This is a genomic window from Pseudomonas yamanorum (genome assembly GCF_900105735.1).
GTDB classification, from domain to species: Bacteria; Pseudomonadota; Gammaproteobacteria; order Pseudomonadales; family Pseudomonadaceae; genus Aquipseudomonas; species Aquipseudomonas yamanorum.
The window spans coordinates 5803347-5829421 of record NZ_LT629793.1 but is presented as its reverse complement, the minus strand read 5'-3'; the positions used below and the strand labels follow the sequence as shown (position 1 = coordinate 5829421).

The window sequence follows — 26075 nt, the reverse complement described above, 5'->3', positions numbered from 1 at the left end:
TTACCTAGCCTATTCTCGGCGTGTATTAACATTCATCACCGATATATGATCGGCGTATGGACACCTAACAATAAGAGCGCAGCGAAATGAATCTGAGCAAGGTCGACCTCAACCTCTTCATCGTCTTTGACGCGATCTACACCGAAGCCAACCTGACCCGCGCCGGGCAGATTGTCGGGATTACCCAGCCGGCAGTGTCGAACGCTCTGGCCCGCCTGCGGGAGACGTTCAACGACCCGTTGTTCGTGCGCACCGCCCAAGGCATGGTGCCCACGCCCATGGCCCAGAACATCATCGGCCCGGTGCGTAATGCGCTGTCGTTGCTGCGGGTATCGGTGCAGGAAAGCCGGATTTTCAATCCGCAACAGGCCGCCAAGACCTACCGCATCAGCATGACCGACCTCACCGAAGCGGTGATCTTGCCCGCACTGTTCCAGCGCCTGCGCCGCCTGGCGCCGACGGTGGTGATCGAGAGCTTCCTGTCCAAGCGCCGGGAAACCACCAAGGAACTGGCGGCCGGTCGCCTGGACTTTGCGGTGGATGCGCCGCTCAACACCGACCCGCAAGTGCGCCACGTCAAGCTGATGGAAGACCGCTATGTATGCGCCATGCGCAAGGGCCATCCGATGGCAGGCAAGGACAAGCTCACTCTGGATGACTACCTGTCGCTGACCCACATTCATATCTCCAGCCGGCGCAACGGCCTGGGCCACGTCGACCTGGCACTGGGCAAGATGGGCCTGCAGCGCAAGATTGCCCTGCGCTCCCAGCACTACCTGATGGCCTCGCAAGTGTTGCAGCAGACCGACATGGTGATGACGGTGCCTGAGCGCTTTGCCCGGCGCCATGAACTGCACTGGTTCAACCTGCCGGTAAATGATGTGCCCATGGTGGAAACCCATCTGTACTGGCATGAAAGCACCGACCAGGACCCGGCCAACCGCTGGATGCGCGAGCAAATGATCGAGTTGTGCCAGCAGGTGACCGCCCATGAGAAGAAGCTGGATAAGCAGCAGGCTTGAGCTGCTGCTTGACGTTAACGTCAAGCACCCATTAGCTTAACGCTCAAGACACTCCTTGAGCGCTACCATGAGCACGACCTACAGCATCTCCGACCTCGCCCGCGAGCTCGACATCACCACCCGCGCCATTCGCTTCTATGAAGAACAAGGCCTGCTGTCCCCGGAACGCCGGGGCCAGGAGCGCATTTACTCGCCCCGGGACAAGGTCAGCCTGAAGTTGATCCTGCGGGGCAAGCGCATCGGTTTTTCCCTGGCCGAGTGCCGGGAGCTGATCGAACTCTACGACCCCACCAGCGGCAACCAGAAACAGCTGCACAGCATGCTGGCGAAAATCGCCGAGCGTCGCGAGCAACTGGAGCAACAGTTACTGGACATCGAACAGATGAAGCTGGAGCTGGACACCGCCGAAGAGCGGTGCACCCAGGCGCTGGAACAGACCATTCAGGGCCAGGTTGGCCATTCATAAAAGGTAGCTGCCATGTCCCTTCCCTCTCATGTGCGCCTGGTGGAAGTCGGTCCGCGCGACGGCCTGCAGAATGAAGCGCAACCCATCAGCGTCGCCGACAAGGTGCAATTGGTGGACGCCCTCAGCGCCGCCGGCCTGGGTTACATCGAAGTCGGCAGTTTTGTCTCGTCCAAGTGGGTGCCGCAGATGGCCGGGTCGGCCGAAGTGTTTGCGCAGATCCAGCGCAAACCTGGCGTGACCTATGGCGCGTTGGCGCCAAACCTGCGGGGTTTTGAAGATGCGCTGGCGGCGGGCGTGAAGGAAGTCGCGGTGTTTGCGGCGGCATCCGAGGCGTTTTCCCGGCGCAATATCAACTGCTCCATCAGCGAAAGCCTGGAGCGCTTCGTGCCGATCATGGACGCGGCGAGGCAGCATGGAGTGAGCGTGCGGGGTTATGTGTCGTGTGTGTTGGGTTGCCCCTATGAAGGTCAGGTCGCCCCGGAACACGTCGCGGTAGTCGCTCGCGAGCTGTTTGCCATGGGCTGCTATGAGGTGTCCCTGGGCGACACCATTGGCACCGGCACCGCAGGCGCCACGCGGCGGATGTTCGAGGTGGTCGGCGCGCAGGTGCCACGGGACAAGCTGGCCGGGCACTTCCATGACACCTATGGCCAGGCCATCGCCAATATCTACGCCAGCCTGGAGGAAGGTATCCAGGTGTTTGACAGCTCTATTGCAGGCCTCGGCGGCTGCCCCTATGCCAAGGGTGCCAGCGGTAACGTCGCGACCGAAGATGTGCTGTACCTGCTCAATGGCTTGGGCATCGAGACGGGTATCGACATGGACAAGCTGATTCTGGCGGGCCAGCAGATTTGTACGGTCCTCGGGCGCCCCACGGGTTCGCGTGTGGCGAAGGCTCGCAGCGCGGGTTGAGTAGCGCGCCTGTGACGATGTGTTACCTCGCGGCTACACATCGGGTAACACGGGAACATATCTTGTCGCATTTACTGAAAGAAATTTCCTGCTAAAAAACCAAGCTATTGATTTTAAAGGAATTTAAAAAGTTGGCACGGCTTCTGCTATCTCTATTGCATAACAAGAATAAAAAGCACCAAACCTAATAAAAATAAGACGTAACGACTCTGACATAACAAAAACAACACGGCAGAGACGCAGCTAACAGATTTTTTTGGAGAAGATGTGCTTCGCAGGGTACGGCTAGCCGAAACCCGCAACCGGATAGAGAAGAACAAAAAACTACCTCAAGGTAGCTACCCACTGGTTGGATCGCTTGCGAAGAAGCAGATCAGCGCTCAAAAAAATACGTTTGCTCTTGACCCCGGATGGGGGTCGCCAAAAACAGCGGTAAAGGGCCACGGTTGCCAAAAACAACAACAGACCGCCCCTCAATAATAAAAAAAGAGCACGCAACGACAAATTAAAGGGGACCTTAGGGTCCCCTTTGTGCTTTCTCGTGAAGCTGATTTGGGTGTATATCCGTTTTTTGGGTGATGGCCGCTTATGGTTCCGCTCTTACAGCGGCTCACTTTTGAAAAGCCCCAAAGTAAGCAAAGGGCTCTGCCCCGCCTGTCGGCACCTCGCCTAGGCTCGGTGTTCCCTCACTCCGGCATTGCTCCGCGGGCCGCCGCGACGGGCCATCCTTGGCCCAGCGCGGCTAACCCGGCGTCCTGCCGGGTTACCCACGCTCCAAAGCCTGCGTTCGGCCAGCGTGGTTTAACGGGGCGCCTAAGATCAAAATCAAGATCAAAAGCAAAAGCACAGCGGCCTCCCGGCCGGCTTGAGTGTGGTGAAGCAACAGCAACAGCAAGTGCAACAGCCAAATCAAAAGCAGACACGGTCAAATGTGGGAGCTGGCTTGCCTGCTCCCACAGAAAAGCAGAGCTGCATCCGCTTCAGATTTGGCTTTCGCTCTGGATCTTGCCTTTGCTTTTAACACTCAAGCCGGCCGGGAGGCCGCTGTGCTCTTGCTTTTGATCTTGATCTGACTGCCCCAATAAGCCCGAGGCCGAACGCAGGTATTGCGGAGCGGGTAAACCGGCAGGACGCCGGTTTAGCCGCGCCGGGCCATGGATGGCCCGTCGCGGCGGCCCGCGGAGCAATGCCGGAGTGAGGGAACACCGAGCCTAGGCGAGGTGCCGACAGGCGGGGCAGAGCCCTTTGCTTACTTTGGGGCTTTTCCAAAGTGAGTCGCTGTAAGAGCCATCCCTTTCAAGGTCTGCGTTTAAAAGTCCGTTTAAGGCCATGTTTAAGTACGTTTATCCGACTTGGCCGCCTTAAGCACCCTAGCTGTTGAGACATGCGCCCGTGCTGCCTTACCTTCCAGCCACTCCTTGGGCTTGGCTACTTTGGGGCCACGAGGGCTTTTTGCTACGGACTTAGGTTTGATCATCCTTGCCAGGGCCAGCAATCGCTCTGCCAGCCCTTGCGGAGTCTTTTCAAGAGGGAAATTTTCCGCAGGCAATGCGATCTGCAAGCCTTGATAATCACTGCGAACATGCACCGCCAAATGGAAAATCGAAACCTGCCAACCCTCTGGCTGCGTTTCGCGGTGCGCCTGCTCAACGCTACGCTTGAGAACCGACAAAACGTTGTAAGCCAGGACCGCCGAGGCAAAGCCCAATAGCGCGGCTTTCGGGCTGCCAAGGCCTGTAATTTCACTGTCCAGTACCGACTCAAGGCGCTGAAACATTCCTTCGATACTCCAGCGATGACGGTATAAATCGGCTATCTGCCGGGCACCGATGGTGTCGGGCAAATTGCTCCAGAACCACATCACCAAATCACCTGAGTCATTCGCCGTTTGCAGGCTCAACTCAACACGTCGCCAGCGGCGGCCACCCTTCACTTCGATGATTTGTTCGCGAACGGTTCCGCTATCGACCGTCCCTGAGTCTTGCCACTCACTTTCCTGGACCAGGCGTGGATGCTTGCTGGGTTGGCGAACGATGAACGAAGCCCCCGTGTCCTCGCAGGCTTGCAGGATGGGCAGCGTGCAATAGAGCCGGTCAGCCATCCACAACTGGCCCGCGCATGCGCGGGCCAGCAGCGGTAAAACACTGACTCGCTCACTGGCGTAGGCATCTTCCCACGGCTGAAGATCAACGACTAAATCCAGATCCGGATCGTAGGCAACTACTGAAAATCCTGGGCGCGCTGCGCCGCGCTCATTGCGCAGAGCGCCTAGACGTTTTTCAGTGGCCGGCAAGTGGTTGCCATCCACAATACGCAACTGCCAGCCGGGCAGGATCGATGAATGGCCGAGCGTTTCGACGGTTGGTATCAAACGTTCGGCACTGCCCGAAATGAGGGCGCGAAGCAGCTCGGGTTCGGTTCGCTTGATCTTGTCATAGAGTGCCGAAACACTGACCGAAAGGCCCTCCATCTTGCGCGCCGCCGCGTGCAACGACGGCCTCAAGCCCAATGAAACAAGGGACATCAGCTCAACAACGGTTGAAAACAAAAGCTCACGTGAGTACTGCCGTTGGCGGTGATCATCGAACACCTTGTCAACCCAAGCGGCATCTACTGCCTGCTCTAATATCAACTTGGTCATGACGCTGGCCGGAGCCTGTTTTTCAAACCGTTCTAAAACCTTTTCCCACATAGTTTCGTCGTCCTGACTGGATTGGTTAGGGGATTTTAAACCAAGACCTTGAAAGGGATGGCTGTAAGAGCGAAACCATAGGTAGCCGTTACCTAAATAACGGATATACACCCAGAGCCCCCCTCACCCCTCCTTCAACTCTTCAATCATAATTTCCCGCATCCGAAACTTCTGAATCTTCCCCGTCACCGTCATCGGAAACTCATCCACAAATTTAAAATGCTTGGGCATCTTGAAGTGCGCAATCCGCCCCTTGCACCACATCTGCAGCTCAAGCTCATTAGCCACATGCCCCGGATGAAACTTGATCCACGCCACAATCGCCTCACCATAGCGCTCATCCGGAATCCCGATCACCTGCACATCCGCCACCGCCGGATGAGTAAAGAAAAACTCCTCCAACTCCCGCGGGTAAACGTTCTCGCCACCACGAATGATCATGTCCTTATTACGCCCGGCGATACACACATACCCATGTTCATCCATGGTCGCCAGGTCGCCGGTGTGCATCCAGCCCGCCTCGTCGATAGCCTCACGAGTGCTGTCAGGATTGTTCCAGTAACCCAGCATCACACTGTAGCCACGGGTACACAGCTCACCTATCTGGCCCCGAGCAACCGTGTTACCCGCCTCATCGATGATCTTGCTTTCCAGCTGTGGCTGGGTACGACCGACGGTGGTCACCCGCCGCTCAAGGTCGTCATCCGGCCCGGTCTGCAACGACACCGGGCTGGTTTCAGTCATGCCATAGGCAATCTGCACCTCACTCATGTGCATCTCGCTGATGACCCGGCGCATCACTTCGATCGGGCAGGTGGCGCCGGCCATGATCCCGGTGCGCAGGTGCGACAGGTCGAATTCAGCGCGGCGCGGGTGATCAAGCATGGCGATAAACATGGTGGGCACGCCGTAAAGCCCGGTGGCCTGTTCTTCGGCGACGGCGCTCAGGGTCAGCAGGGGGTCGAAACCGTCATTCGGGTAAATCATTGTGGTGCCATGGGTGATACAGCCCAGGTTGCCCATCACCATGCCAAAGCAGTGGTACAGCGGCACCGGGATCACCAGGCGGTCTTGCGCGGTCAGTCCCAAGCTTTCGCCGACCATGTAGCCGTTATTGAGGATGTTGTGGTGACTGAGGGTGGCGCCCTTGGGGAAGCCGGTGGTGCCGGAGGTGTACTGGATGTTGACGGGTTGATCGAAGTGCAGGCTGGCTTGGCGAGTGTGCAGTTGCTCGGGCGGAGTGCCAGCGCCGAGCGCCGCCAATTGCGACCAGGGCGTAAACCCCGAAGGAGGACTGGGATCCAGGCTGATGATGCCGCGCAGGTCGGGCTTCAATTCCTGCAGCATGCCGTGGTAATCGGAGGCCTTGAACGACCCGGCGCACACCAGCCACTGGCAACCGGACTGCTTGAGTACGTACTCCAGTTCACTGCTGCGATACGCCGGGTTGATGTTGACCAGAATCACGCCGAGCTTGGCGCTGGCGATCTGGCTGATGCACCACTCGGCGCAATTCGGGGCCCAGATGCCCAGGCGGTCGCCGGCTTGCATCCCCATGGCCAGGAACGCACGTGCATGCAAATCAACCGTCTCTGCCAGTTGCCGCCAAGTATAGCGACGCTGTTGATGGCGCACGACCAACGCTTCGCCGTCGGGGTAGCGCGAAACCGTTTGATCAAAGGCTTGGCCGATAGTCATGGCCAGCAAGGCCTTGTCCTGAGAGCCACGGCTGTAGCTCTGATTCGATTGATCCATAACGACCCCTGTTGTCTTTTTTGTAGGTTGACGTAAACGTAAACTACGATTGACAGGTCTGCAACGCAAGCTTACGTTAACGTAAAGGTGATCGCCCTCCCCGGGCGCATTGGCCACACAAAAACAACGTTAGAAGGTGCCCGTCCATGAGTTACCCCTCCCTGAACTTCGCCCTCGGTGAAACCATCGACATGCTGCGCGACCAGGTGCAGTCCTTCGTGGCCAAGGAGCTGGCGCCACGGGCTGCGCAGATCGATATCGACAACCTGTTCCCCGCCGACATGTGGCGCAAATTCGGCGACATGGGCCTGCTGGGCATCACCGTGCCGGAAGAATACGGCGGCGCCGGCCTGGGCTACCTGGCCCACGTGGTGGCCATGGAAGAGATCAGCCGGGGTTCGGCTTCGGTGGCGTTGTCCTACGGCGCCCACTCCAACCTCTGCGTCAACCAGATCAACCGCAACGGCACCCACGAACAAAAACTCAAGTACCTGCCCAAGCTGATCAGCGGTGAACACATCGGCGCCCTGGCCATGAGCGAACCGAACGCCGGTTCCGACGTGGTCTCCATGAAGCTGCGCGCCGACAAACGCGGCAGTGTGTATGTGCTCAACGGCAGCAAGACCTGGATCACCAACGGCCCCGACGCCAACACCTACGTGATCTACGCCAAGACGGACCTCGAAAAAGGTGCCCACGGCATCACCGCGTTTATCGTCGAGCGCGACTCGAAAGGCTTCAGCCGCAGCAACAAGTTCGACAAGCTGGGCATGCGCGGCTCCAACACCTGTGAGCTGTTTTTCGATGACGTCGAAGTGCCGGAAGAAAACATCCTCGGCGCGCTGAATGGCGGCGTGAAAGTGCTGATGAGCGGCCTTGATTACGAACGCGTGGTGCTCTCCGGGGGCCCGACCGGGATCATGCAGGCGTGCATGGATTTGATCGTGCCCTACATCCACGACCGCAAGCAGTTCGGCCAGAGCATCGGCGAGTTCCAGCTGATCCAAGGCAAGGTCGCCGACATGTACACCCAACTCAACGCCAGCCGCGCCTACCTGTACGCAGTGGCCCAGGCCTGCGAACGCGGCGAAACCACGCGCAAGGACGCCGCCGGGGTGATCCTGTACAGCGCCGAACGTGCTACCCAGATGGCCCTCGACGCGATCCAGATTCTCGGCGGCAATGGCTATATCAATGAATTCCCGGCGGGCCGTCTGCTGCGTGACGCCAAGCTGTATGAAATCGGCGCCGGCACCAGTGAGATCCGGCGCATGTTGATCGGTCGCGAACTGTTTAACGAAACCCGCTGAACGGAGCGCGCACCATGGCTACCCTGCACACCCAGCTCAACCCGCGCTCGGCGGAATTCGCCGCCAACAGCGCGGCGATGCTCCAACAGGTCGACGCCCTGCACAGCCTGCTCGCCCAAGTGCAGCAAGGCGGCGGCGCCAAGGCTCAGGAGCGGCATACATCCCGAGGCAAACTGTTGCCCCGCGAGCGGATCAATCGCTTGCTCGATCCTGGCTCGCCGTTCCTTGAACTCAGCCAACTGGCCGCTTACCAGGTGTATGGCGAAGACGTGCCGGCTGCCGGGGTGATTGCCGGGATTGGTCGGGTGGAAGGCGTCGAGTGCATGATCGTCGCCAACGACGCCACGGTGAAAGGCGGTTCGTACTACCCGCTGACAGTCAAAAAACACCTGCGCGCCCAGACCATAGCCGAGCAGAACCGCCTGCCGTGCATTTATCTGGTGGACTCCGGCGGCGCCAACCTGCCGCGCCAGGATGAAGTGTTCCCGGACCGCGAGCACTTCGGGCGGATCTTCTTTAACCAGGCCAACATGAGCGCCCAGGGCATCCCGCAGATCGCGGTGGTGATGGGCTCCTGCACCGCCGGTGGTGCCTATGTGCCGGCCATGGCGGACGAAGCAATCATGGTTCGCCAGCAAGCCACGATCTTCCTCGCCGGCCCGCCGCTGGTGAAGGCGGCGACCGGTGAAGTGGTCAGCGCCGAAGACCTGGGCGGTGCCGATGTGCACTGCAAGATTTCCGGGGTGGCCGACCACTATGCCGACAGCGACGAACATGCGCTGGCCCTGGCCCGGCGCAGTGTGGCCAACCTCAACTGGCGCAAGCTGGGGCAATTGCAACAACGCACGCCGCTGGCGCCGCTTTATAGCAGCGAAGAGCTGTACGGCGTGATCCCGGCCGACGCCAAGCAACCGTTCGACGTGCGCGAAGTGATCGCGCGGCTGGTGGACGGCTCGGTGTTCGATGAATTCAAGGCACTGTTCGGCACCACCCTGGTGTGCGGCTTTGCGCACCTGCACGGCTACCCGATTGCGATCCTGGCCAACAACGGCATTCTCTTCGCCGAGGCTGCGCAAAAAGGAGCGCACTTTATCGAGCTGGCCTGTCAACGCGGGATTCCGCTGCTGTTCCTGCAAAACATCACCGGTTTCATGGTCGGCCAGAAATACGAAGCCGGCGGCATTGCCAAGCACGGCGCCAAACTGGTCACGGCGGTGGCCTGCGCCAAGGTGCCGAAATTCACCGTGATCATCGGCGGCAGCTTCGGCGCCGGTAATTACGGCATGTGTGGCCGCGCCTACGACCCGCGCTTCTTGTGGATGTGGCCCAACGCACGCATCGGCGTAATGGGCGCCGAACAGGCGGCCGGCGTGCTGGTACAGGTCAAGCGTGAGCAGGCCGAGCGCGCGGGCCAGGGTTTCAGCAGCGACGAGGAAGCGGCGATCAAGCAGCCGATCCTCGACCAGTACGAAACCCAGGGCCACCCCTACTACTCCAGCGCACGACTGTGGGACGACGGCGTCATTGATCCGTTGCAGACCCGCGACGTGCTGGCCCTGGCCTTGTCCGCTTCGCTGAACGCCCCCATCGAGCCGAGCCGCTTCGGCGTGTTCCGCATGTAAATGGAGCTGCACCCCATGACCGATTTCAACACCCTCGAACTGATCACCGACCCCCGTGGTTTTGCCACCCTGTGGCTCAGCCGTGAAGCCAAGAACAACGCGTTCAACGCCGAAATGATCCGCGAATTGATCATTGCCCTGGACCAGGTGCAAGGCGACCCGGCCCTGCGCTTCCTGGTACTGCGCGGGCGCGGCAAACACTTCAGCGCCGGTGCCGACCTGGCCTGGATGCAGCAGTCGGCCGAGCTGGATTACCACACCAACCTGGACGATGCCCGTGAACTGGCGGAGCTGATGTACAACCTCGCCAAGCTGAAGATCCCGACGCTGGCGGTGGTTCAGGGCGCGGCCTACGGCGGTGCCCTCGGGTTGATCAGTTGCTGCGACATGGCAATTGGTGCCGATGATGCGCAATTCTGCCTGTCGGAAGTACGCATTGGCCTGGCGCCGGCGGTGATCAGCCCATTCGTGGTACAGGCGATCGGTGAGCGGGCTGCCCGCCGCTATGCCCTGACGGCGGAGCGCTTTGGCGGTCAGCGGGCGCGGGAAATCGGTTTGCTGGCGGAAAGTTATCCCGCTGATGATTTGGACGTACACGTCGAATTGTGGATTGCCAATCTGCTGCTCAACAGCCCGGCGGCCATGCGCGCCAGCAAGGACCTGCTACGGGAAGTCGGCCATGGCGCCCTGACGCCGGCGTTGCGTCGCTATTGCGAAAACTCCATCGCCCGGATCCGCGTCAGCGCCGAAGGCCAGGAAGGCCTGCGCGCCTTTCTGCAAAAACGCGCGCCCAACTGGCAGCCTCAGGAGCCGCGTTCATGAAGACGCTTACCACTGTATTGGTGGCCAATCGCGGTGAAATCGCTTGCCGTGTCATGCGCACCGCCAAGGCCATGGGCTTGACCACCGTGGCCGTGCACAGCGCCACGGACCGCGACGCACGGCATGCCCGCGAGGCGGATATTCGTGTGGACCTGGGCGGCAGCAAGGCCGCCGACAGTTACCTGCAAATCGACAAGCTGATCGCCGCAGCCCAGTCCAGCGGCGCCCAGGCAATTCACCCGGGTTATGGGTTTCTCTCCGAGAATGCCGGTTTCGCCCGCGCCATCGAAGCGGCCGGGCTGATCTTCCTCGGGCCGCCCGCCTCGGCCATTGATGCCATGGGCAGCAAGTCTGCAGCCAAGGCGTTGATGGAGACCGCCGGCGTACCGCTGGTACCCGGTTACCACGGCGACGCCCAGGACCTGGAGACCTTCCGCCAGGCGGCCGAGCGCATCGGTTACCCGGTGCTGCTCAAGGCGACGGCGGGCGGTGGCGGCAAGGGCATGAAAGTGGTCGAAGACGTCAGTCAGTTGGCCGAAGCGTTGGCCTCGGCACAGCGTGAAGCACTTTCATCCTTTGGCAACGCGCAGATGCTGGTGGAGAAGTACCTGCTCAAGCCGCGCCACGTGGAAATCCAGGTGTTCGCCGACCAGCACGGTCATTGCCTGTACCTCAACGAACGCGATTGTTCGATCCAGCGCCGCCATCAAAAAGTCGTGGAAGAAGCCCCGGCGCCCGGCCTGAGCGCCGAACAGCGCAAGGCCATGGGCGAAGCAGCGGTGCGGGCCGCCCAGGCCATCGGATACGTGGGCGCGGGCACCGTGGAGTTTCTGCTGGACGCACGGGGCGAGTTTTTCTTCATGGAAATGAATACCCGGCTGCAGGTGGAACACCCGGTGACCGAAGCCATCACCGGCCTGGACCTGGTGGCCTGGCAGATCCGCGTGGCCCAGGGCGAGCCGCTGCCAATGACTCAGGAGCAAGTGCCGCTGCTGGGGCATGCGATAGAAGTGCGCCTGTACGCCGAAGACCCGGCCAACGATTTCCTGCCGGCCACCGGGCACCTGGCGCTGTACCGCGAATCCACGCCAGGTCCGGGGCGACGAGTGGATAGCGGTGTCGAGCAAGGCGACAGCGTCTCACCGTTCTACGACCCGATGCTGGGCAAGCTGATTGCCTGGGGCGAGGACCGCGAGCAAGCGCGCCTGCGGCTGCTGGGCATGCTCGATGAGTTTGCCGTGGGCGGGCTGAAGACCAATCTGGGCTTCTTGCGACGCATCATCGGCCATCCGGCGTTTGCCGCTGCCGAGTTGGATACCGGGTTTATCCCGCGTTATCAGGATGAGCTGCTACCTGTGCCAGGCGAGTTGAGCGATGAGTTCTGGCAAGCAGCCGGCCAGGCGTTCATGCAGACCCAACCGCTCAATGACGCCCGTTCACCGTGGGCAGATACCCACGGCTTTCGCGCCGGTTTGCCGGCCGAGGTTTCCCTGCATTTGTGCTGCAGCGGCCAGGATCGCCTGGTGACGTTGCAAGCTGGCGTCAACCCGCCACAGTTGCGTGGCGAACAGTTGCTGATCGACCAGCAAGGTGTGCGCCGTTCCCAACTGGCGGTCCGCGAGGGCGGCAGTGTGTTTTTGCGTTGGGATGGCGAGGTGCATAGCGTCAGCCTGTTCGACCCGATTGCCGCCGTAGACGCCAGCCAGTCCCATCAGGGCGGCCTGACCGCACCGATGAATGGCAGCATCGTGCGGGTGCTGGTGGAGGTCGGGCAATCGGTTGAAGCCGGTACGCAGTTGGTGGTGCTGGAAGCCATGAAGATGGAACACAGCATCCGCGCGCCCCATGCCGGAGTGGTCAAGGCGCTGTATTGCCAGGAAGGGGAAATGGTCGGCGAAGGCAGCGCGCTGGTGGAGCTGGAAGCCGCGAGCTAAAACCTCGTGACCGCCTGCACCACCACGCCGATGATCCGGCATTCTTCGCTGAAGAGCATTTTCGGGTAGGTCGGGTTGAGCGGTACCAGGTAAAGCTGGCCGCTTTGCTTCACCAGTTTGCGCAAGGTCGCCTGGGGATTGAATGCCCATTGGGTCACCACCAATTTTCCGGGCTCGGCCTTGATGCCCGGGTCCACGAGAACCATCATGCCCTCGGTGATGCTCAAGCCGCTGGGGGCAGCCATGGCATCGCCAATCACCCGCATCCAGAATGCCTTGCCACGGGCGTGGTAGTCGCTCATCTGGAAACGAGTCGCGCCATATGGCCGAGGTTCTTCCTGCAAGGGGTACCCTCCCTTCCCTTCGCTCACCGGGTAACGGTAATTCGGGTTGTAGTGCGGCGTCAGTTCCAGTTCCTCAGGAGATGGCGCAACCGCCTTTTCGCGGACCACCAGCGCCACCTCGAGGTCATCCAGGCCCAGCTCCTGCATCACCCGGTTCATGTCAGCCAGGCTCGGCACCCGACGCTTGTTCAGCCAATGGCCGACACCGCCCTGGGACATGCCCAGGCGCGACGCCAGTTGATCCTGTGTGACCTTGCGGTCTTTCATGCTGGCCTTGACCAACGCTATCCACTTATCCATGGGGCCTGACAATACGTTGTGTACTCCCAACGACAATAAACAGTTTGTAGTAATCAATAAAACGCCATAAATACGATTAGTATTAATATCGGTTGCAGGCTTTCGACATCCACCCAGAGCGCCGACCTTTATGACGACAACCCCATATTCCCTGCCCGAAATCTGCGATGAAGACGAGCTGCTGTTCATGCGCAGCAGTGGCGCCGCCCAACGCGCGCTGGACTATTACCTGAAAGAGGACGGTACGCCGCCCTCCGTTGACGACACCTTGTTCGAGGTCAAGCCCGGCATCAGCGACGAGGAAGCCCTGGTCCACGCTTCCGACCTGCTGCGCAGCGCGGCGGCCACTGCGTACGAATCGGCAAACAGCGCCCACGGCAATAGCCGGGACCTGGCATTTTCAGTGGTCTATTTGATTGATATGGCGAAGGTGATGGTGGAGCGGTCGCTGCGGCTTTCGGCAAGGGACACCGAACACCCGGCCAGGATGTAGCAGACACAAAGGAAAAATATTTCTATCGGACGGATAAAAACATTTGACTTGCAAATGATAATGATTATTATTGGACCCAGCTGATCGCGAGATCAGTCGATAGACCAAGAGACCTTAGGTCGGACTCTTGGAATATCTCCTCATCAGGCTAATCACGGTTTTTGACCCGGCTCTTTGGCCGGGTCTTTTTTTTGCCAGTTTTTCCTGGCGTGGCTTCAGGCTAATGAAGACTGTGTGTTGCTTGATGGCGCGCATGGTAGCAAAAGACTATCGCCCAATGAAAGTCGATCGAGCGCTCTAGGCCGGTTCTTTCAAAAATAGCACTTGAGAATCAATCTCATAGATTCTAAGCTGCTGCGGCGTCAAGGAGGACGCCCCCTCTTTCCCTTGCAAAAATTGCATCCAGGCTTTACCCCGCTCCGGTGTAAAATGCCCGCCACAACACTCATATTCAGGCAACCAGACTATGACCGTGGCCTTGACCTCTATCAAGATCAGCACCGACTTCGACAGCGGCAATATCCAGGTACTCGACGCCAGTGATGCCCACCAGTTGCTGCTGGCCATCAAGCCCGATACGCGCAGCCAGCACTTCCAGTGGTTCCACTTCAAGGCCGAGGGCATGCATGTGGGGCACACCCACACTTTTCGCCTGAGCAACGCGGGCCATTCTTCCTACAAGCACGCTTGGAGCGGCTACAACGCCGTGGCGTCCTACGACCATATCAACTGGTTTCGGGTGCCCACCCGCTTTGACGGCGAGACGCTGCACATCACCCTCGAAACCCGCGAAAAACAAGCCTGGTTCGCCTACTTCGAACCCTACAGCCGCGAACGCCACGACTGGCTGATCGACCAGGCGCTGAACCGCGCTGGCACGCAATTGCTGGCCACCGGCAAAAGTGCCGAAGGCCGGCATATCCAACTGCTGCGCCGTGGCAAAGGCGAGGCCAATAAGCGCAAGGTCTGGATCATCGCCCAGCAACATCCCGGCGAGCATATGGCCGAATGGTTTATGGAAGGCATCATCGAGCGCCTGCAGCAGGACGGAGACGCCGAGCTGAAAAAGCTCCTGGCCGCCGCTGACCTGTACCTGGTGCCGAACATGAATCCCGATGGCGCCTTCCATGGCCATCTGCGCACTAACGCCATGGGCCAGGACCTCAACCGCGCCTGGCAGAACGCTAGCCAGGAGATCAGTCCCGAAGTGCTGTTCGTCCAGGAGCAAATGGAAAAATACGGCGTTGACCTGTTCCTGGATATCCACGGCGACGAGGAAATCCCCTACGTGTTCACCGCCGGTTGTGAAGGTAACCCCGGCTACACGCCGCGCATCGAGCAGTTGGAGAAACACTTCCGCAGCCATTTGAGCGGCCTCACCCGGGACTTCCAGACCGTTCACGGCTACACCCGCGACCTGCCGGGCGAAGCCAACATGACCTTGGCGTGCAACAGCGTCGGCGAGAAGTTCGATTGCCTGTCCCTGACCCTGGAAATGCCCTTCAAGGACAACGACGACGCGCCCAACCCGCACACTGGCTGGTCGGGTAAACGCTCGATGCAGTTGGGCAAGGATGTGTTGAGCAGCGTGGCGGATATCGTCAGCGTACTGCGCTAGGAATCCACCCTCCCGGCGACGGCTGCACCACGGCAGTCGTCGCCGGGCAAGGCTTCAGTCCTTGCTGCCGGTCATGCTTTGCAGCACGCCGTCACGCCGGATCAAACCGTGGAACAGCGCCGCCGCCAGGTGCAGCAGCACCGTCAGAAACAGCAAATACGCCAGATAACCGTGAGCCTTGCGCAACACCGCAAACAGTGGCGCATTCGCCCCCACCAGCGCCGGCAACTGCACCGAACTGCTGAGCATCACCGGATCGCCGGCCGCCGAAATCATCGCCCAACCCAGCAGCGGCAACACCAGCATCAACGCATACAGCACCACATGGAAGGCCTTGGCCGCCAACGCTTGCCACAGCGGCAAGTCCGCCGGAAGCGGCGGCTGACGGGTTGAAAACCGTACCACCAAGCGCACGATCACCAGTGCCAGGATCGCAATCCCCAGCGGCTTGTGCAGGTGGATCAGCCACTCATGACGTTCCGATACCGAGGCCACCATGCCCGCGCCGATAAACAGCATGGCGATGATCATCAACGCCATCAGCCAGTGCAGCAGGCGCGCCAGCGGGGCGAAAAACCGAGGTTGGACATTCATGGCTTCGACTCCTGAGGGGCGCTGTGCAACTGGCTGACTTCGCTGGTGCGACGCAGGTAGGAACTGGCGTACGCCGCCGAACGGGCGGCCAGCAGTGGGTCATTCGAAGCTTCAATACCGCTCGGCAAAACCAGTGGATCAAAGTTGATGTCGCGGCAATCACCGTCCATTTGCGGCTGGCTGCTTTCCAGCACCAGGGTCCCGGCATTCAGCACCTTGTGCTCGCCGGCCCAGGTCTTGCTGGCATCATCCACCGGGTCTCCCGGGTTGGCCAGGGTGACGTTCAACTGCCAGCGCAACGGCCCGGCCACCAGACGCTGGGCCAGGTCTTTTTCGAGGAAATCGCTGCCGGCAGGCGCCGTGGCCCCCGCGGCATCCTGGCTTTGTGGCACGACGCCCCAGCGCACGGCCTGGCGTTGACCGCTGGCGTTTACCAGGTAGAACGCGTTGATGCCGTTATAGGTTTCGGTGGCGTAGCTGGCAGACGGCTTGGCAGTCTTCACCCAGGCCAGGAACGGCGCGGTCTCGGGGTGCGAAGCGAAGAACGCCGGCATACCCGCCGGGTTCGGCTTGCCGGTGGCCGGGTCAGGTGCGCCAGCCTTGAGCATCTCAAAGAAGGCCTCGGGCGTGCCCACCGGGAACACCGGCATGCTGTTCATCCCGGTGCGCCATTGCTGGCCGTTTGCCAAGCTGAATTGCAAGGCAAAGCTGCGGATCGGCACGCTGCTGTCCGGTGCATACGGGTTGCCGCTGGGCAGCGCAAAACGCCCGATGATCGGTGTACGCGCCTCGCTGAATACCTGGGCACTGGAGTACTGGCGCGCCTCGGGGCTGCTCTCGAAATAACCGGCCACGCACACGCCCTTGGCATGGTTGCGACGGTAGCCAGGGTGCAAACCATTGTTGGTTTCCAGGGCGTTGACCAAGGTTTTGGGGCGCAACCGCTGTGGGTCGAGGCTACCGTTGACGTAGGCAAACGCCCCGGCCACAACCGCAACCACCACGCCGATGCTGGCCAACCGAATTATCAGGCTTGCGGTGCTCAGCGGCGGACGGGGCGGTGATGAGTGATCTACCATGAAATAACTCCAGGGCCAGGGGCCTTGAGTGGGTGAAACATAAGGTCGGAACACTTGGGACGAACGCCAGCGCACTCTATTCCCTGGCCTGCTGTTTATTTTTATCGGCCTGGAATAACCTTCAACGCCGGACGTCTTCCTAGTCCCAGCGTAGTGACTAGCCAGAATCCCATGCACGAACTCGACGAACAGTTACGTGAACTCATCCCCAGACTGCGGCGATTTGCCGTGTCCCTGACGCGTAACAGCAGCAGCGCCGATGACCTGGTGCAGGCGAGCCTTGAACGGGCGATCATCAGTTGGGCCGACAAACGCCTCGAAGGCGACTTGCGCGCCTGGCTGTTCTCGATCCTCTACCGGCAGTTTCTCGATGCCCATCGACGCTCCCGGCGGTACACGCGCATGTTGGAATTTTTCACCGGCCGCGATGATTCGCAGCCGTCGGTCGAGCGCACGGTCATCGCGCAATCGACCCTGCAAGCCTTCGATAAGTTGAACACCGAACAGCGCGCCCTGCTGCTGTGGGTTTCGGTGGAAGGCTTGAGCTACAAAGAAGTCGCCGACATCCTTGAGGTGCCCGTGGGCACCGTGATGTCTCGCCTGTCCCGCGCACGCCAGGCCCTGCGCCAGCTCAGCGACGGCGAAATCACCAGCCCTGCCCTGCGGATACTCAAATGATCAGCCTGCCTCCCAGCGAACGCGATTTGCATGCCTACGTCGATCACCAGCTCTTGGACGCTGACCGCCGCCAACTCGAAACCTGGCTGGCGGCCCACCCGGACGTCGCCGCCCAGGTGCACGCCTGGCAACAGGACGCGCAGCATCTGCGGGCATCGTTGAGCGGCGCACTGCAACAGCCCGCCAACCCCGAGCTGGACCCTGCCCTGATTCGCCAGCGGGTCAAGCGCCAGTCACGCCGCCATCTCGCAACCGCCGCCATGCTGTTGATTGCTGTCAGTGTCGGCGGCCTCGGTGGCTGGCAGGCCCGCCAGGCCACCCTTCTCGAGAGCATGGCGCCCATGAGCGACGCGATGCAGGCCTACCGCCTGTTTGCCCAGGACGGCATCTTGCCCGCCGACTACCACGTGCAAAGCGGTGGCGACATGCAAGGCTGGCTCGACCGTTACTTCAACCAGGCCTACCGCCTGCCGGACCTGAGCCAGGCCGGGTTCAAGGCGGTCAGCGGGCGCCTGCTCAGCACCGAACAGGGTGCAGCGGCCATGGTGCTGTATGAAGACCCTCAAGGGCGACGCATCAGTTTCTATATCCGTCCGCCAGGCCCGGAAAACAAATTCCTGCCCCGTGGCAGCCGCAGTGCCGACGGGCTGCAGGCCGAATACTGGTCAGGCGCGGGCTACAACTATGCGATGGTCAGCCCGCAAGACCCGTCGACCACGCAAATGCTCAAGCAGACGATGCGGTTCTAGAAGGCCACATCCAGCACCACGTTATCGACGTAGGTGCCGGCCGGCGGTGTGGTCTGGTTGGTATAGATCGCGGCGTTGTAGTTGAACACCTGGCTACCGGTACCCAAGCCATTCCCGGGATTCACCTCAGCCGTGGAGCTGGCGCGCCGGGCGGTGCTCACGCTGCCCCAACGGGTGGTGGTGGCGCTTTTGAAAATGTCGTAATTCAGGAAATTGCTGCCAGACACCATCCGCCGCTGCCCACCCACACTCACCGGGTTCTGGCCATCGCTGAAGCCCACGGTGTAGGCGCTGCCCTTGGTGCAGGCAATGGTGGCCTGCCCGTTCACGGTGGAAAAACCACTGACTACCGGCGCACTGCCGAAGGCGATGTTGGGTGCAGAGATTGTGCAGTCGTTGGCCACGGTCATGCTGACGGTCAGGGAAGCCGTGCCACTGCCGGTGTCCCGTATGACACAGAGAGAACCCACACCGAGGACCGAGCAATAATTCCAGGTCCAGGCAATGCTTAGTGTCTCAGTGTAAAGGCCGGCCGCCACATTGCTGCCGATGATGGAACTCAGATAAAGCGGCACGGTTTTCGTGCCTGGCCCGGATACCAGGCCCAGGCTTTGGGCGATGCCGGTGGCGCCGAAATCGAATTGGGTACCACGGGTGATCGGGTAACTGGTGCTGTTATTGCCGTAGATCGTATAGCTGATGATATCCCCAGTGGGGCCGACCATGCCGCTGGTGGCCGACGTGATGGTTGCATAGAAGTGATCATTGGCTGCCAGCAACGAGATCAGCGTGGCCCCACAATTCAAGCCGGCATTGGTGGTGGAACTGGTCTGGGGAGCGGTGCGCACCGTCATCGAACTGATCGAGCCAAAGCCGGCCGGCGAGGTGGTTCCCGGCACCGAGCACGCGGCCATCACCTGTGTCGAAAAGCCCAGCCCCGCCAGCACCAGCAGCCCCACTATGCATTCCTTGCCCCGCACACCCACACTCCTTATCTCATTGGCAAACCAGCGGCCCGATCAGCGGCACCTGTGCTTCGTTGATATCCAGATCGAACGTTGCCTGGCAGGAACGGCCCTCACCCACAGTGACTTGCAAGGTGTTGTGGGCCGCCAGGTTCTCCAGGTATACCAGGCCATCCCAACCCACCACTGCCCGCGCCCCGGTTTGCTCGTGGCGCACCTGGCTGCCCAGGGGCAACTCCTGATGCTGGGCATCCACCAGAGTGATACTGGCCGCGACCACCCGGCGCACCGGGAACTCCAGCAAATAGCCGCTGCCGCGACGTACCGCCACCCGCTGCTCGACATTCGGGGTCTGCACGTCGACCGGCAGGTTCAGCGGGTCGATTTCATACTTGCCGCGGTAATAAGCGCTGCTCCACGGCACCAGCAGATGCCCGTTGCGATCGGTTTCACCCACTAGCTGGTTTTCGTAAAGCACCGGCACCCCGGCATAACCGTCAGTGCTCACCACCACAAACGCGTCATTCACCCGATTAGCCGCGAACACTTGCTTGTCCATCCACACCAACGAGCCACTGGCATCCGCCCAGCGTGTCTCGGCGTCGCTGCTGCCATAGACGCCCGCCTGCAATTGCACCGACTGCATGCGCCAGGTCAGGTCAGCCTGGCGGTAAGCCGGCCCGTCGCCGCTGGCATACCCCAGGTTGTAGCCCACGCCGCCCTCGGACGGCACCGCCCGGCTGTAGTTGACCCGATGGCGACTCTCGCCCGCCTGGCTGCGCTCGTTGCTCAGGGCCAGGCTGCCGTAGACGTCGAACGGAATCACCAACTGCGCCTGCATGGCCCAGTTGCTGTCGCCGACCTCACGGTTGGCCGACAGGTAGAAACTGGTGTTGCGCCACAACTGCTTGCTCCACGTCAGGTTCAACAGCCGGGTGCGGGAGTCATCGGCCGCCTGCACATCGAAATAGCCAGCACCGATGCTGCCGAAATCGTTGAGGTTCAGGCTCAGGGTCACCTGCTCGCTGCGCTTGCTAAGGCTCGCATAAGGAGTGTCGACCAGGGTCAGGTCGGCGTACTGGTCGCGGCGCTCTACCCGTTGGTAAGACAGGCTATAGCGCTGGTTGCTGTATTGATAACCGAAGCTCAGTTGCTGGCCGGTCTCGCCGTCAAACTGGCTTTGGCTGAGGGCCGTGTTGAGCACCCCGAAGTTGCCCAGCCGCACGTTGCCGCCGAGTCCGCCCAGGGTCAGGTCGCCTGCGGCTTCGGCATGGCTTTCCAGAGTGAAGTAGTCCGATACCCCGTAACGAAACGTGCCGCTGGCCACACCTGCGCCGTAGCCAAAATCCCGAAGGGTGTAGTCCCGGCGCAAATTACCGGCCGCTACCGAAAAGTCCGAAAGGCCTTTTTGCAATAACGTACTGGTGACGTAGAACGGCACCGTAGTTGAAACCTGCCGACCCAACGCATCGGTCGTGACTACCACGGCTTCGCCGGCACCGTTGATAAACGGCACGTTGGTCAGGGTGTAAGGGCCCGGCTGCAGGTCGGCACTGCTGGATTTGTAGCCGTTGATAAACAGGTCCACCGACGACGGCACCGCCGCCTCCCCGGCAAACTGCGGCAAGGGGTAAGTCACCAGGTCCGGGCGTACGCCGAAGTCTCGCGACACCTGCACCCCGCCCAGGCGCACCGAGCTGCTCCACGGCAACGCGCCACTGATCACATCGCCCGCCTCGTAGGTCAGCAGGCGTTCATCGTCGGAAAAGCGCCAGGTGGTGTCATAGCGCCGGTAGCCATTGTCCAGGGTACTGCCGCTGGTCTGGCCACCAAAGGTGGTGCGGTACTGGCCGGTATTGGACAGCGTGCCCCACGTGTCGAACAGCCGCACTTCGTTGAAGATCCCCAGGTAAGTGCCGGCATCGTCGGTGTCGTTCAAGTAGGCATCGTAGTTGAGCAACGCACCAAAACTGGTGAGCGCCTGGGTGCGCGGGTAGTTATCGCGGTTGCCGATGAACTGCGCCGGCAACCATGCCGGCGGTACCGTCAGCATCAGGCGCTGGCCCTGGCTGTCGTAATCGGTGTGCAGACCGGGCACGTGGTCCAGCGCGACTTCGCTGGTGATGTCGGCCGGCAGTTTCATGCCGATATCCCGCAAGGTGGCCGCCGGCACAAACAGGCCGCCGGCACGCTGATCCACGGCGACCACCCGGCCGGTGTCCATCTGGTTGACCACCAATTCAAGGAACAACTGTGCATCGGCCACAGCCTCCATGTTGCTGGGGGGCGGCGGCAACGGAGCGGCCACGCCAAGCGGCGCAAGCGCCAGGCCAGACAGGCCGACCACCACCCACACCGATCGCCATCGACTACGAGCCTGCTCAAGGCTCACCAAGGCATTGTGTCCATCAATGGACATCTCCATCCGTTAAGACCAAGGGCGACTCCATGCCCTATTCCATTGCGTTACCGTCCCGGTGCAAGGTTCTCCAGTTGCGTTGCGCCATTGACTCGTACCTGCAACGGCTGGTCGCCGGCGACACCTTCCGGCACCGGCCAACGCATGGTTGCGCCCGGCAGCACGTAGCCCAGCAAGCCGTCCACCAGCGGCCGGGTTTGCCCGCCCTGCTTGAACGCCACGTCGGTCAGCCGCGCATGCACTGCGCCCTGGTTGCGCATCTCCACATAGTTGCGCCCGCCCACCGTGACTTTCTTCCAGCTCAGGTCAGGTTTGCCCGCGCCCTTGGGGTCGCGCTGGCGGGTCGCGTCGTCCTTGCTCCACAGGCCTGCGCCGTAGGCGAACAAGGGCACCGAATAGCGCATTTGAAAGCGGATCGCGGCGGCCGTCTTGCCATCGGCGGCAGGCGTTTCAGGAACGGCGCCAGGAATTTCGTCGATGATGATTCGATACGCCAGCTCCTGGCCCGGCGGTATTTCGCGGGTGCGGGTCAGGCGCACCAGTTGCTTCTGCCCCGGCTCGATCTTCGCCACCGGCGGGCTGCCGATCACGTCACGCTGGTTCTGGTACTGCTCGTCAAACCCGCCCTGGCTCCAGGCAAATACCCGGATCTGCAAATTGGCGGTCTCCGTACCGCGATTCTCCAACCACAAGGCGCTGGCCTGTTGATCGGCCTCCAGTACCGGATCAATGGGCCAGATCAGCACCGAGCTGGCCGCCTGGGCCTGCCCCGCGCCCAACGCCGCCAAGCCAATAACACCCGCAACCCAATACCACCGGGAAGCTGCAAACATAGAGTCCACTCCTCATGCCAATCGCCTTACCAGGACAGCTGCACCTGCAGCACGTCGCTGTACGTCCCCCCAGGCTGGTTACCCGGTAACACCACCCGGCCGTAAATCGGCAGGGTTATATTGTTTGCGTTGCTATAGGCCACGCTGACGCTTTGGCTGATCCCCAGGCTCTGACTGAACGCCGCGTCCCGAAACAGCTGATACGCCACTTGGGCACTGCCGCTATTGAGCTGCATGTGCCGCCCACTGACGTTGTGCAAACCACCATCCACGGTCATGTTCAAGGTGACTCCCGGCGTGCACTGCAGCGTCACCCCGCCGCTCAGCGCCACCGACACCGTGCTGGTGGACAACGATGAGTAGCTGCCGAACGCCAGGCTGCCGTAATTCGTGCCACCGCCCACCACCAGGCAGCCTGCGGCAATCGTCGCGCTGACCTGGATGGTCTGGCTGGTCACGGCCAGCAACGACAACGGCATTCCCCAACCCGTAATGACCGCCAGCGCCGCCCAGCAGGCCCGTTTCATGGCATTAGAACGTCAGTTGCACGGACACCGTATCGGTATAGGTACCCGCCGGCAGTCCCGCCTTGCCCACGGCCTGGCCGTAGATATTCACGGTTTGCGCAACGCCCGTGCTCGCGCCCACGTTGATGGTGCCGTTGATGGCCAGGAGCGTTGAATGCCCGGAGTCGGTGTAAAAGTCATACGGCACATAATTGGCCACGCCGTCATACAGCGCCCGGGTGCCGCCGGTGGACTGGCCGTCATGGGACCCGGCGCCCACGGTGATCACCGGCGAGGTGCCCGAAGAACACTGGATCGACAGTGCGCCCCCGCCGCCGCCCAGCACTTGGCCGGACTGGGTGGTGAACTGGCTGTTGGTGGTGCCGAAATTGATCGTACCGAAGTTCAAACCGGTGGTACCGCCCACCCCGTTGACCAGGCAGCTGTTGGTCAGGATCAGCGTGGAGCTGATCTGCCCGGTCACGGTGGTGGCTGCCTGGATGCCCGATACCCACACCAGCGCCACCAATGGAAAAACTGCTTTCGATACAAGTGCATGCATGATGTCCATCCTCATGTTTTACCAATCCAGAGTCACCGTCAGGGTGTCTGTGTAGATGCCGGCCGGTAAGGCCCTGGTATTCGCCACCACCGAGCCGAATACCGGGATCGGTACCTGTGCGCCCTTGGTCACGACGAAATTGCGTTGCTGGCCGATGCTGTAAGTGCTCCGGCCTGCGGGGTCGGCCGACAGCCGATACGGTATGGTTTGCCGGCCATTGCTCAAGCGCCGGGTGACGCCGTCACCATGGGCGCCGCCGTCGATGGTCACGGTGAAACTGCTCACCACCGACGGGTTGCAGGACACCGCCAGCGCCGCCTTGTCGCCATCGCTGATGCCGGCGCCCAGGCCCTTGTCCCAGGTGGGTCCGTGGCTGCCGAAATCCAGCAAGGCCGAGCCGCCATCCGGGCTCACTGGCGCACTGGCGGTGCCCTTGCTCACCTGACAACTGGCAGTGATCACCAGCCGTGCGTGAATCTGCCCGGCCACCGCCGCCTGGGCGTCCTCGGCCAGCAGCAACAGGCCGCCCAGCGCGATGCAGGCCAGGGCGCGGCTTACCATGTCACCGTCACTTTGAGCAGGTCGGAATAACGCCCCACCGCCGGGATTTCCTTGAGCGGCTCGATGCGTCCGTAAAGTGGCAAGTCCACCGTGCCGGAATCGGGCACGCGGCCGCTCACCGGCACGTCCACGGCCAAGGGGATGCGGCGCGCGGCGTCGGCATAAATTCGGTAGGGAATGGGTTTGATCGAAGGGGCGGCGGCGCCCAGGTAACGCACTTCGCCGACGCCGCCATGCAGGCCGCCGTCGACGCGCATCTGATACGGCGTGTCCGGGTTGCACTCCAGGCGTGGCTGGCGCTGGCTGATCAAGGCTGCACTCAACGGGCCAGCCGGGTCATCCAGGCGGGAGCCGCTGCCAAAATCCAGCACGCCGAGCTGCTCGATGCCGGCCTCACGCGTGGTGCCGACCAACTGGCAACCGCGCTGCACGTCGATGCGCACCTCAACCTGGAGCTGTGCACCATAAACCGTGTTGCAGAGCATCGCGCTCATGATTGCCAAGACTGCTTGTCCCTTCACTGCCCCAAATCCTTATACAGGGGTGACCGCTGTGTATGAGGTTAGTCACTTGAGGGGAATCCGCCAGTCAAGCCGTTGTTTTGGATCCATTCAGCCATGCCGTTTCCAGATAGCTGGCGGTGTGCTTCTCTATTGGTCAAACCGTAACCGGCGCTCTAAAGTGAGCGACCACCGACATACAGAGTGACTGACATTGGCTGCTTTACCGCCCCTGCTCAAACGGTTGCTGGGTAAACCTGCGGCGACCGACGCCGACCCCGGCATCGCGGCTTTTTTTCAAGGCAAGGCCCGGCAACAGGGCTATACCCTCAGCCCCAGCCAGTTGCAGGTCATCGAGGACATGGCCCGACAAACCGCCCACCTGCTGGCCGGGCGCCCCACCCGCAGCCTGTACCTGCACGGCGCCGTAGGCCGGGGCAAAAGCTGGCTGCTGGACGGTTTTTTCCAGGCACTGCCGGTTGCCGAGAAACAGCGCATGCACTTCCACGACTTTTTCGCCCGCCTGCACCAGGGGATGTTTACCCATCGCCAGCAGCGCGATGCCCTGGGCGTGACCCTGGATGAACTGCTCGATGGCTGCCGCGTGCTGTGCTTCGACGAGTTTCACGTGCACGACATCGGCGACGCGATGCTGATCAGCCGCCTGTTCAAGGCGCTGTTCCGGCGCGGGGTGTGGGTGCTGGTGACCTCCAATTACCCGCCTGCCGGGCTGTTGCCGAACCCGTTGTATCACCAGCGATTCAAGCCGGTGATCGAGCTGATCAGTGCGCGCATGGACGTGATGGAAGTCAGTGCCCCCCAGGATTATCGCGGCCTGGCCCAAGCCCATGGCGAGCAGCGCTTTACGGCAGGCCGGTTCGTCTGGCCCGGCACATCTGCGCAGCGCGAGGCCCTGGGCCTGCCGTCAGTGGATCACCCACCACTGAACCTGGCGGTGGGTGCCCGGCAACTGATTGCCCGCAGGCATCAGGGTCGCAGCATCGCCTTCAGCTTCAGCGACCTGTGCGAACAACCGACCGCGGTCATGGACTATCTGCAACTGTGCCGCGACTACGACCGCTGGATCATCGACGGCCTGCCGCATCTGGCGGAGTGCCCGATTGCCACCCAACAACGGTTCATCAACCTGGTGGACGTGCTCTACGACCAGGATAAACACCTGGTGCTGATCGGCGAGCAGCCGCTGGAACAATCCCTCAGCGGCCAGGCCATCGACTTGGCCCGCACCGCCAGCCGCCTGGGGCAGTTGCAGAAGATCGGGCCGCAACCCGCTATCATGAGCGCCATTCACGCCCCCATTGCCGAGTGACGCGCCGTT

General features: G+C 61.3%; 24 protein-coding genes. 12 read left to right on the top strand and 12 right to left on the bottom strand.

The window, feature by feature from the left end; translation table 11 throughout:
- Positions 1-86 precede the first annotated feature (86 nt).
- The 3 genes from BLU46_RS27385 (at position 87) to BLU46_RS27375 (ending at position 2400) form a co-directional block, all read left to right on the top strand.
- Complete coding sequence (locus BLU46_RS27385) at positions 87-1022, top strand: LysR family transcriptional regulator (protein WP_017476977.1); 936 nt, start codon at positions 87-89, stop codon at positions 1020-1022.
- A 67-nt stretch (positions 1023-1089) separates the two neighbouring features.
- Complete coding sequence (locus BLU46_RS27380) at positions 1090-1488, top strand: MerR family transcriptional regulator (RefSeq protein WP_003211806.1); 399 nt, start codon at positions 1090-1092, stop codon at positions 1486-1488.
- Between the two features lie 12 nt (positions 1489-1500).
- The gene (locus BLU46_RS27375) at positions 1501-2400 is read left to right on the top strand and encodes a hydroxymethylglutaryl-CoA lyase (protein ID WP_093208046.1); all 900 of its coding nucleotides are present in this window, start codon (positions 1501-1503) and stop codon (positions 2398-2400) included.
- Between the two features lie 1333 nt (positions 2401-3733).
- Here BLU46_RS27375 and BLU46_RS27360 read toward each other — a convergent pair.
- Both BLU46_RS27360 and BLU46_RS27355 read right to left on the bottom strand, forming a co-directional pair.
- Positions 3734-5041 (bottom strand): IS4 family transposase, encoded by a 1308-nt coding sequence (locus BLU46_RS27360; protein ID WP_081253266.1) that lies wholly within the window; start codon positions 5039-5041, stop codon positions 3734-3736.
- A 174-nt stretch (positions 5042-5215) separates the two neighbouring features.
- The gene (locus BLU46_RS27355; RefSeq protein ID WP_093208044.1) at positions 5216-6847 is read right to left on the bottom strand and encodes an AMP-binding protein; all 1632 of its coding nucleotides are present in this window, start codon (positions 6845-6847) and stop codon (positions 5216-5218) included.
- 146 nt (positions 6848-6993) lie between these two features.
- Here BLU46_RS27355 and BLU46_RS27350 point away from each other — a divergent pair, with 146 nt between their 5' ends.
- From BLU46_RS27350 to BLU46_RS27335, 4 genes are read left to right on the top strand one after another with little or no spacing between them, the layout of a single operon-like run.
- Positions 6994-8157 (top strand): isovaleryl-CoA dehydrogenase, encoded by a 1164-nt coding sequence (locus BLU46_RS27350; RefSeq protein ID WP_003212472.1) that lies wholly within the window; start codon positions 6994-6996, stop codon positions 8155-8157.
- Positions 8158-8171: 14 nt separating this feature from the next.
- Positions 8172-9779: a carboxyl transferase domain-containing protein gene (locus tag BLU46_RS27345; RefSeq protein WP_093208042.1), complete on the top strand. Its 1608-nt coding sequence runs from the start codon at positions 8172-8174 to the stop codon at positions 9777-9779.
- A 15-nt stretch (positions 9780-9794) separates the two neighbouring features.
- Positions 9795-10601, top strand: coding sequence for a gamma-carboxygeranoyl-CoA hydratase (locus BLU46_RS27340; protein WP_093208040.1), 807 nt, complete (start codon positions 9795-9797; stop codon positions 10599-10601).
- Positions 10598-12535 (top strand): acetyl/propionyl/methylcrotonyl-CoA carboxylase subunit alpha, encoded by a 1938-nt coding sequence (locus BLU46_RS27335; RefSeq protein ID WP_093208038.1) that lies wholly within the window; start codon positions 10598-10600, stop codon positions 12533-12535. The genes BLU46_RS27340 and BLU46_RS27335 overlap by 4 nt, the downstream gene beginning before the upstream one ends.
- On the opposite strand, the gene BLU46_RS27330 is transcribed toward BLU46_RS27335, so the two are convergent.
- Positions 12532-13179 (bottom strand): LexA family protein, encoded by a 648-nt coding sequence (locus tag BLU46_RS27330; RefSeq protein ID WP_093208035.1) that lies wholly within the window; start codon positions 13177-13179, stop codon positions 12532-12534. The genes BLU46_RS27335 and BLU46_RS27330 overlap by 4 nt on opposite strands.
- Before the next feature lie 130 nt (positions 13180-13309).
- Between BLU46_RS27330 and BLU46_RS27325 the strand changes: the two genes are divergently transcribed.
- Both BLU46_RS27325 and BLU46_RS27315 read left to right on the top strand, forming a co-directional pair.
- Complete coding sequence (locus BLU46_RS27325) at positions 13310-13672, top strand: DUF6124 family protein (protein ID WP_063028656.1); 363 nt, start codon at positions 13310-13312, stop codon at positions 13670-13672.
- 466 nt (positions 13673-14138) lie between these two features.
- Complete coding sequence (locus BLU46_RS27315; RefSeq protein ID WP_093208033.1) at positions 14139-15290, top strand: M14 family metallopeptidase; 1152 nt, start codon at positions 14139-14141, stop codon at positions 15288-15290.
- 54 nt (positions 15291-15344) lie between these two features.
- On the opposite strand, the gene BLU46_RS27310 is transcribed toward BLU46_RS27315, so the two are convergent.
- Both BLU46_RS27310 and BLU46_RS27305 read right to left on the bottom strand, forming a co-directional pair.
- The gene (locus BLU46_RS27310) at positions 15345-15884 is read right to left on the bottom strand and encodes a cytochrome b (RefSeq protein WP_093208030.1); all 540 of its coding nucleotides are present in this window, start codon (positions 15882-15884) and stop codon (positions 15345-15347) included.
- Positions 15881-16963 carry a catalase family peroxidase gene (locus BLU46_RS27305; protein WP_063028650.1) on the bottom strand — a complete coding sequence of 361 codons (1083 nt, stop codon included), beginning with the start codon at positions 16961-16963 and terminating at the stop codon, positions 15881-15883. The genes BLU46_RS27310 and BLU46_RS27305 overlap by 4 nt, the downstream gene beginning before the upstream one ends.
- Positions 16964-17134: 171 nt before the next feature.
- Between BLU46_RS27305 and BLU46_RS27300 the strand changes: the two genes are divergently transcribed.
- Positions 17135-17641, top strand: coding sequence for an RNA polymerase sigma factor (locus BLU46_RS27300; protein ID WP_010166918.1), 507 nt, complete (start codon positions 17135-17137; stop codon positions 17639-17641).
- Entirely contained in the window at positions 17638-18390 is a 753-nt protein-coding gene (locus BLU46_RS27295; protein WP_003212454.1) for an anti-sigma factor family protein, read from the top strand. The genes BLU46_RS27300 and BLU46_RS27295 overlap by 4 nt, the downstream gene beginning before the upstream one ends.
- Here the strand turns inward: BLU46_RS27295 and BLU46_RS27290 are convergent.
- From BLU46_RS27290 to BLU46_RS27260, 7 genes are read right to left on the bottom strand one after another with little or no spacing between them, the layout of a single operon-like run.
- Positions 18387-19349 (bottom strand): Csu type fimbrial protein, encoded by a 963-nt coding sequence (locus tag BLU46_RS27290; protein WP_093208027.1) that lies wholly within the window; start codon positions 19347-19349, stop codon positions 18387-18389. The genes BLU46_RS27295 and BLU46_RS27290 overlap by 4 nt on opposite strands.
- A gap of 37 nt (positions 19350-19386) precedes the next feature.
- Positions 19387-21780, bottom strand: a complete 2394-nt coding sequence (locus BLU46_RS27285; RefSeq protein ID WP_093208024.1) for a fimbria/pilus outer membrane usher protein — start codon at positions 21778-21780, stop codon at positions 19387-19389.
- A 41-nt stretch (positions 21781-21821) separates the two neighbouring features.
- The gene (locus tag BLU46_RS27280) at positions 21822-22607 is read right to left on the bottom strand and encodes a fimbrial biogenesis chaperone (protein WP_063028642.1); all 786 of its coding nucleotides are present in this window, start codon (positions 22605-22607) and stop codon (positions 21822-21824) included.
- A gap of 26 nt (positions 22608-22633) precedes the next feature.
- Entirely contained in the window at positions 22634-23134 is a 501-nt protein-coding gene (locus tag BLU46_RS27275) for a Csu type fimbrial protein (protein ID WP_063028640.1), read from the bottom strand.
- 4 nt (positions 23135-23138) lie between these two features.
- Positions 23139-23675, bottom strand: coding sequence for a Csu type fimbrial protein (locus BLU46_RS27270; protein WP_063033935.1), 537 nt, complete (start codon positions 23673-23675; stop codon positions 23139-23141).
- An 18-nt stretch (positions 23676-23693) separates the two neighbouring features.
- Entirely contained in the window at positions 23694-24236 is a 543-nt protein-coding gene (locus BLU46_RS27265) for a Csu type fimbrial protein (protein WP_063028638.1), read from the bottom strand.
- On the bottom strand, positions 24230-24730 hold the full coding sequence (locus tag BLU46_RS27260) for a Csu type fimbrial protein (protein ID WP_431038641.1): 501 nt from the start codon (positions 24728-24730) through the stop codon (positions 24230-24232). Before BLU46_RS27260 ends, BLU46_RS27265 begins: the two co-directional genes overlap by 7 nt.
- 220 nt (positions 24731-24950) lie before the next feature.
- Between BLU46_RS27260 and zapE the strand changes: the two genes are divergently transcribed.
- Positions 24951-26066 carry a cell division protein ZapE gene (gene zapE / locus BLU46_RS27255; protein ID WP_093208021.1) on the top strand — a complete coding sequence of 372 codons (1116 nt, stop codon included), beginning with the start codon at positions 24951-24953 and terminating at the stop codon, positions 26064-26066.
- The last annotated feature ends 9 nt before the right edge of the window (positions 26067-26075 follow it).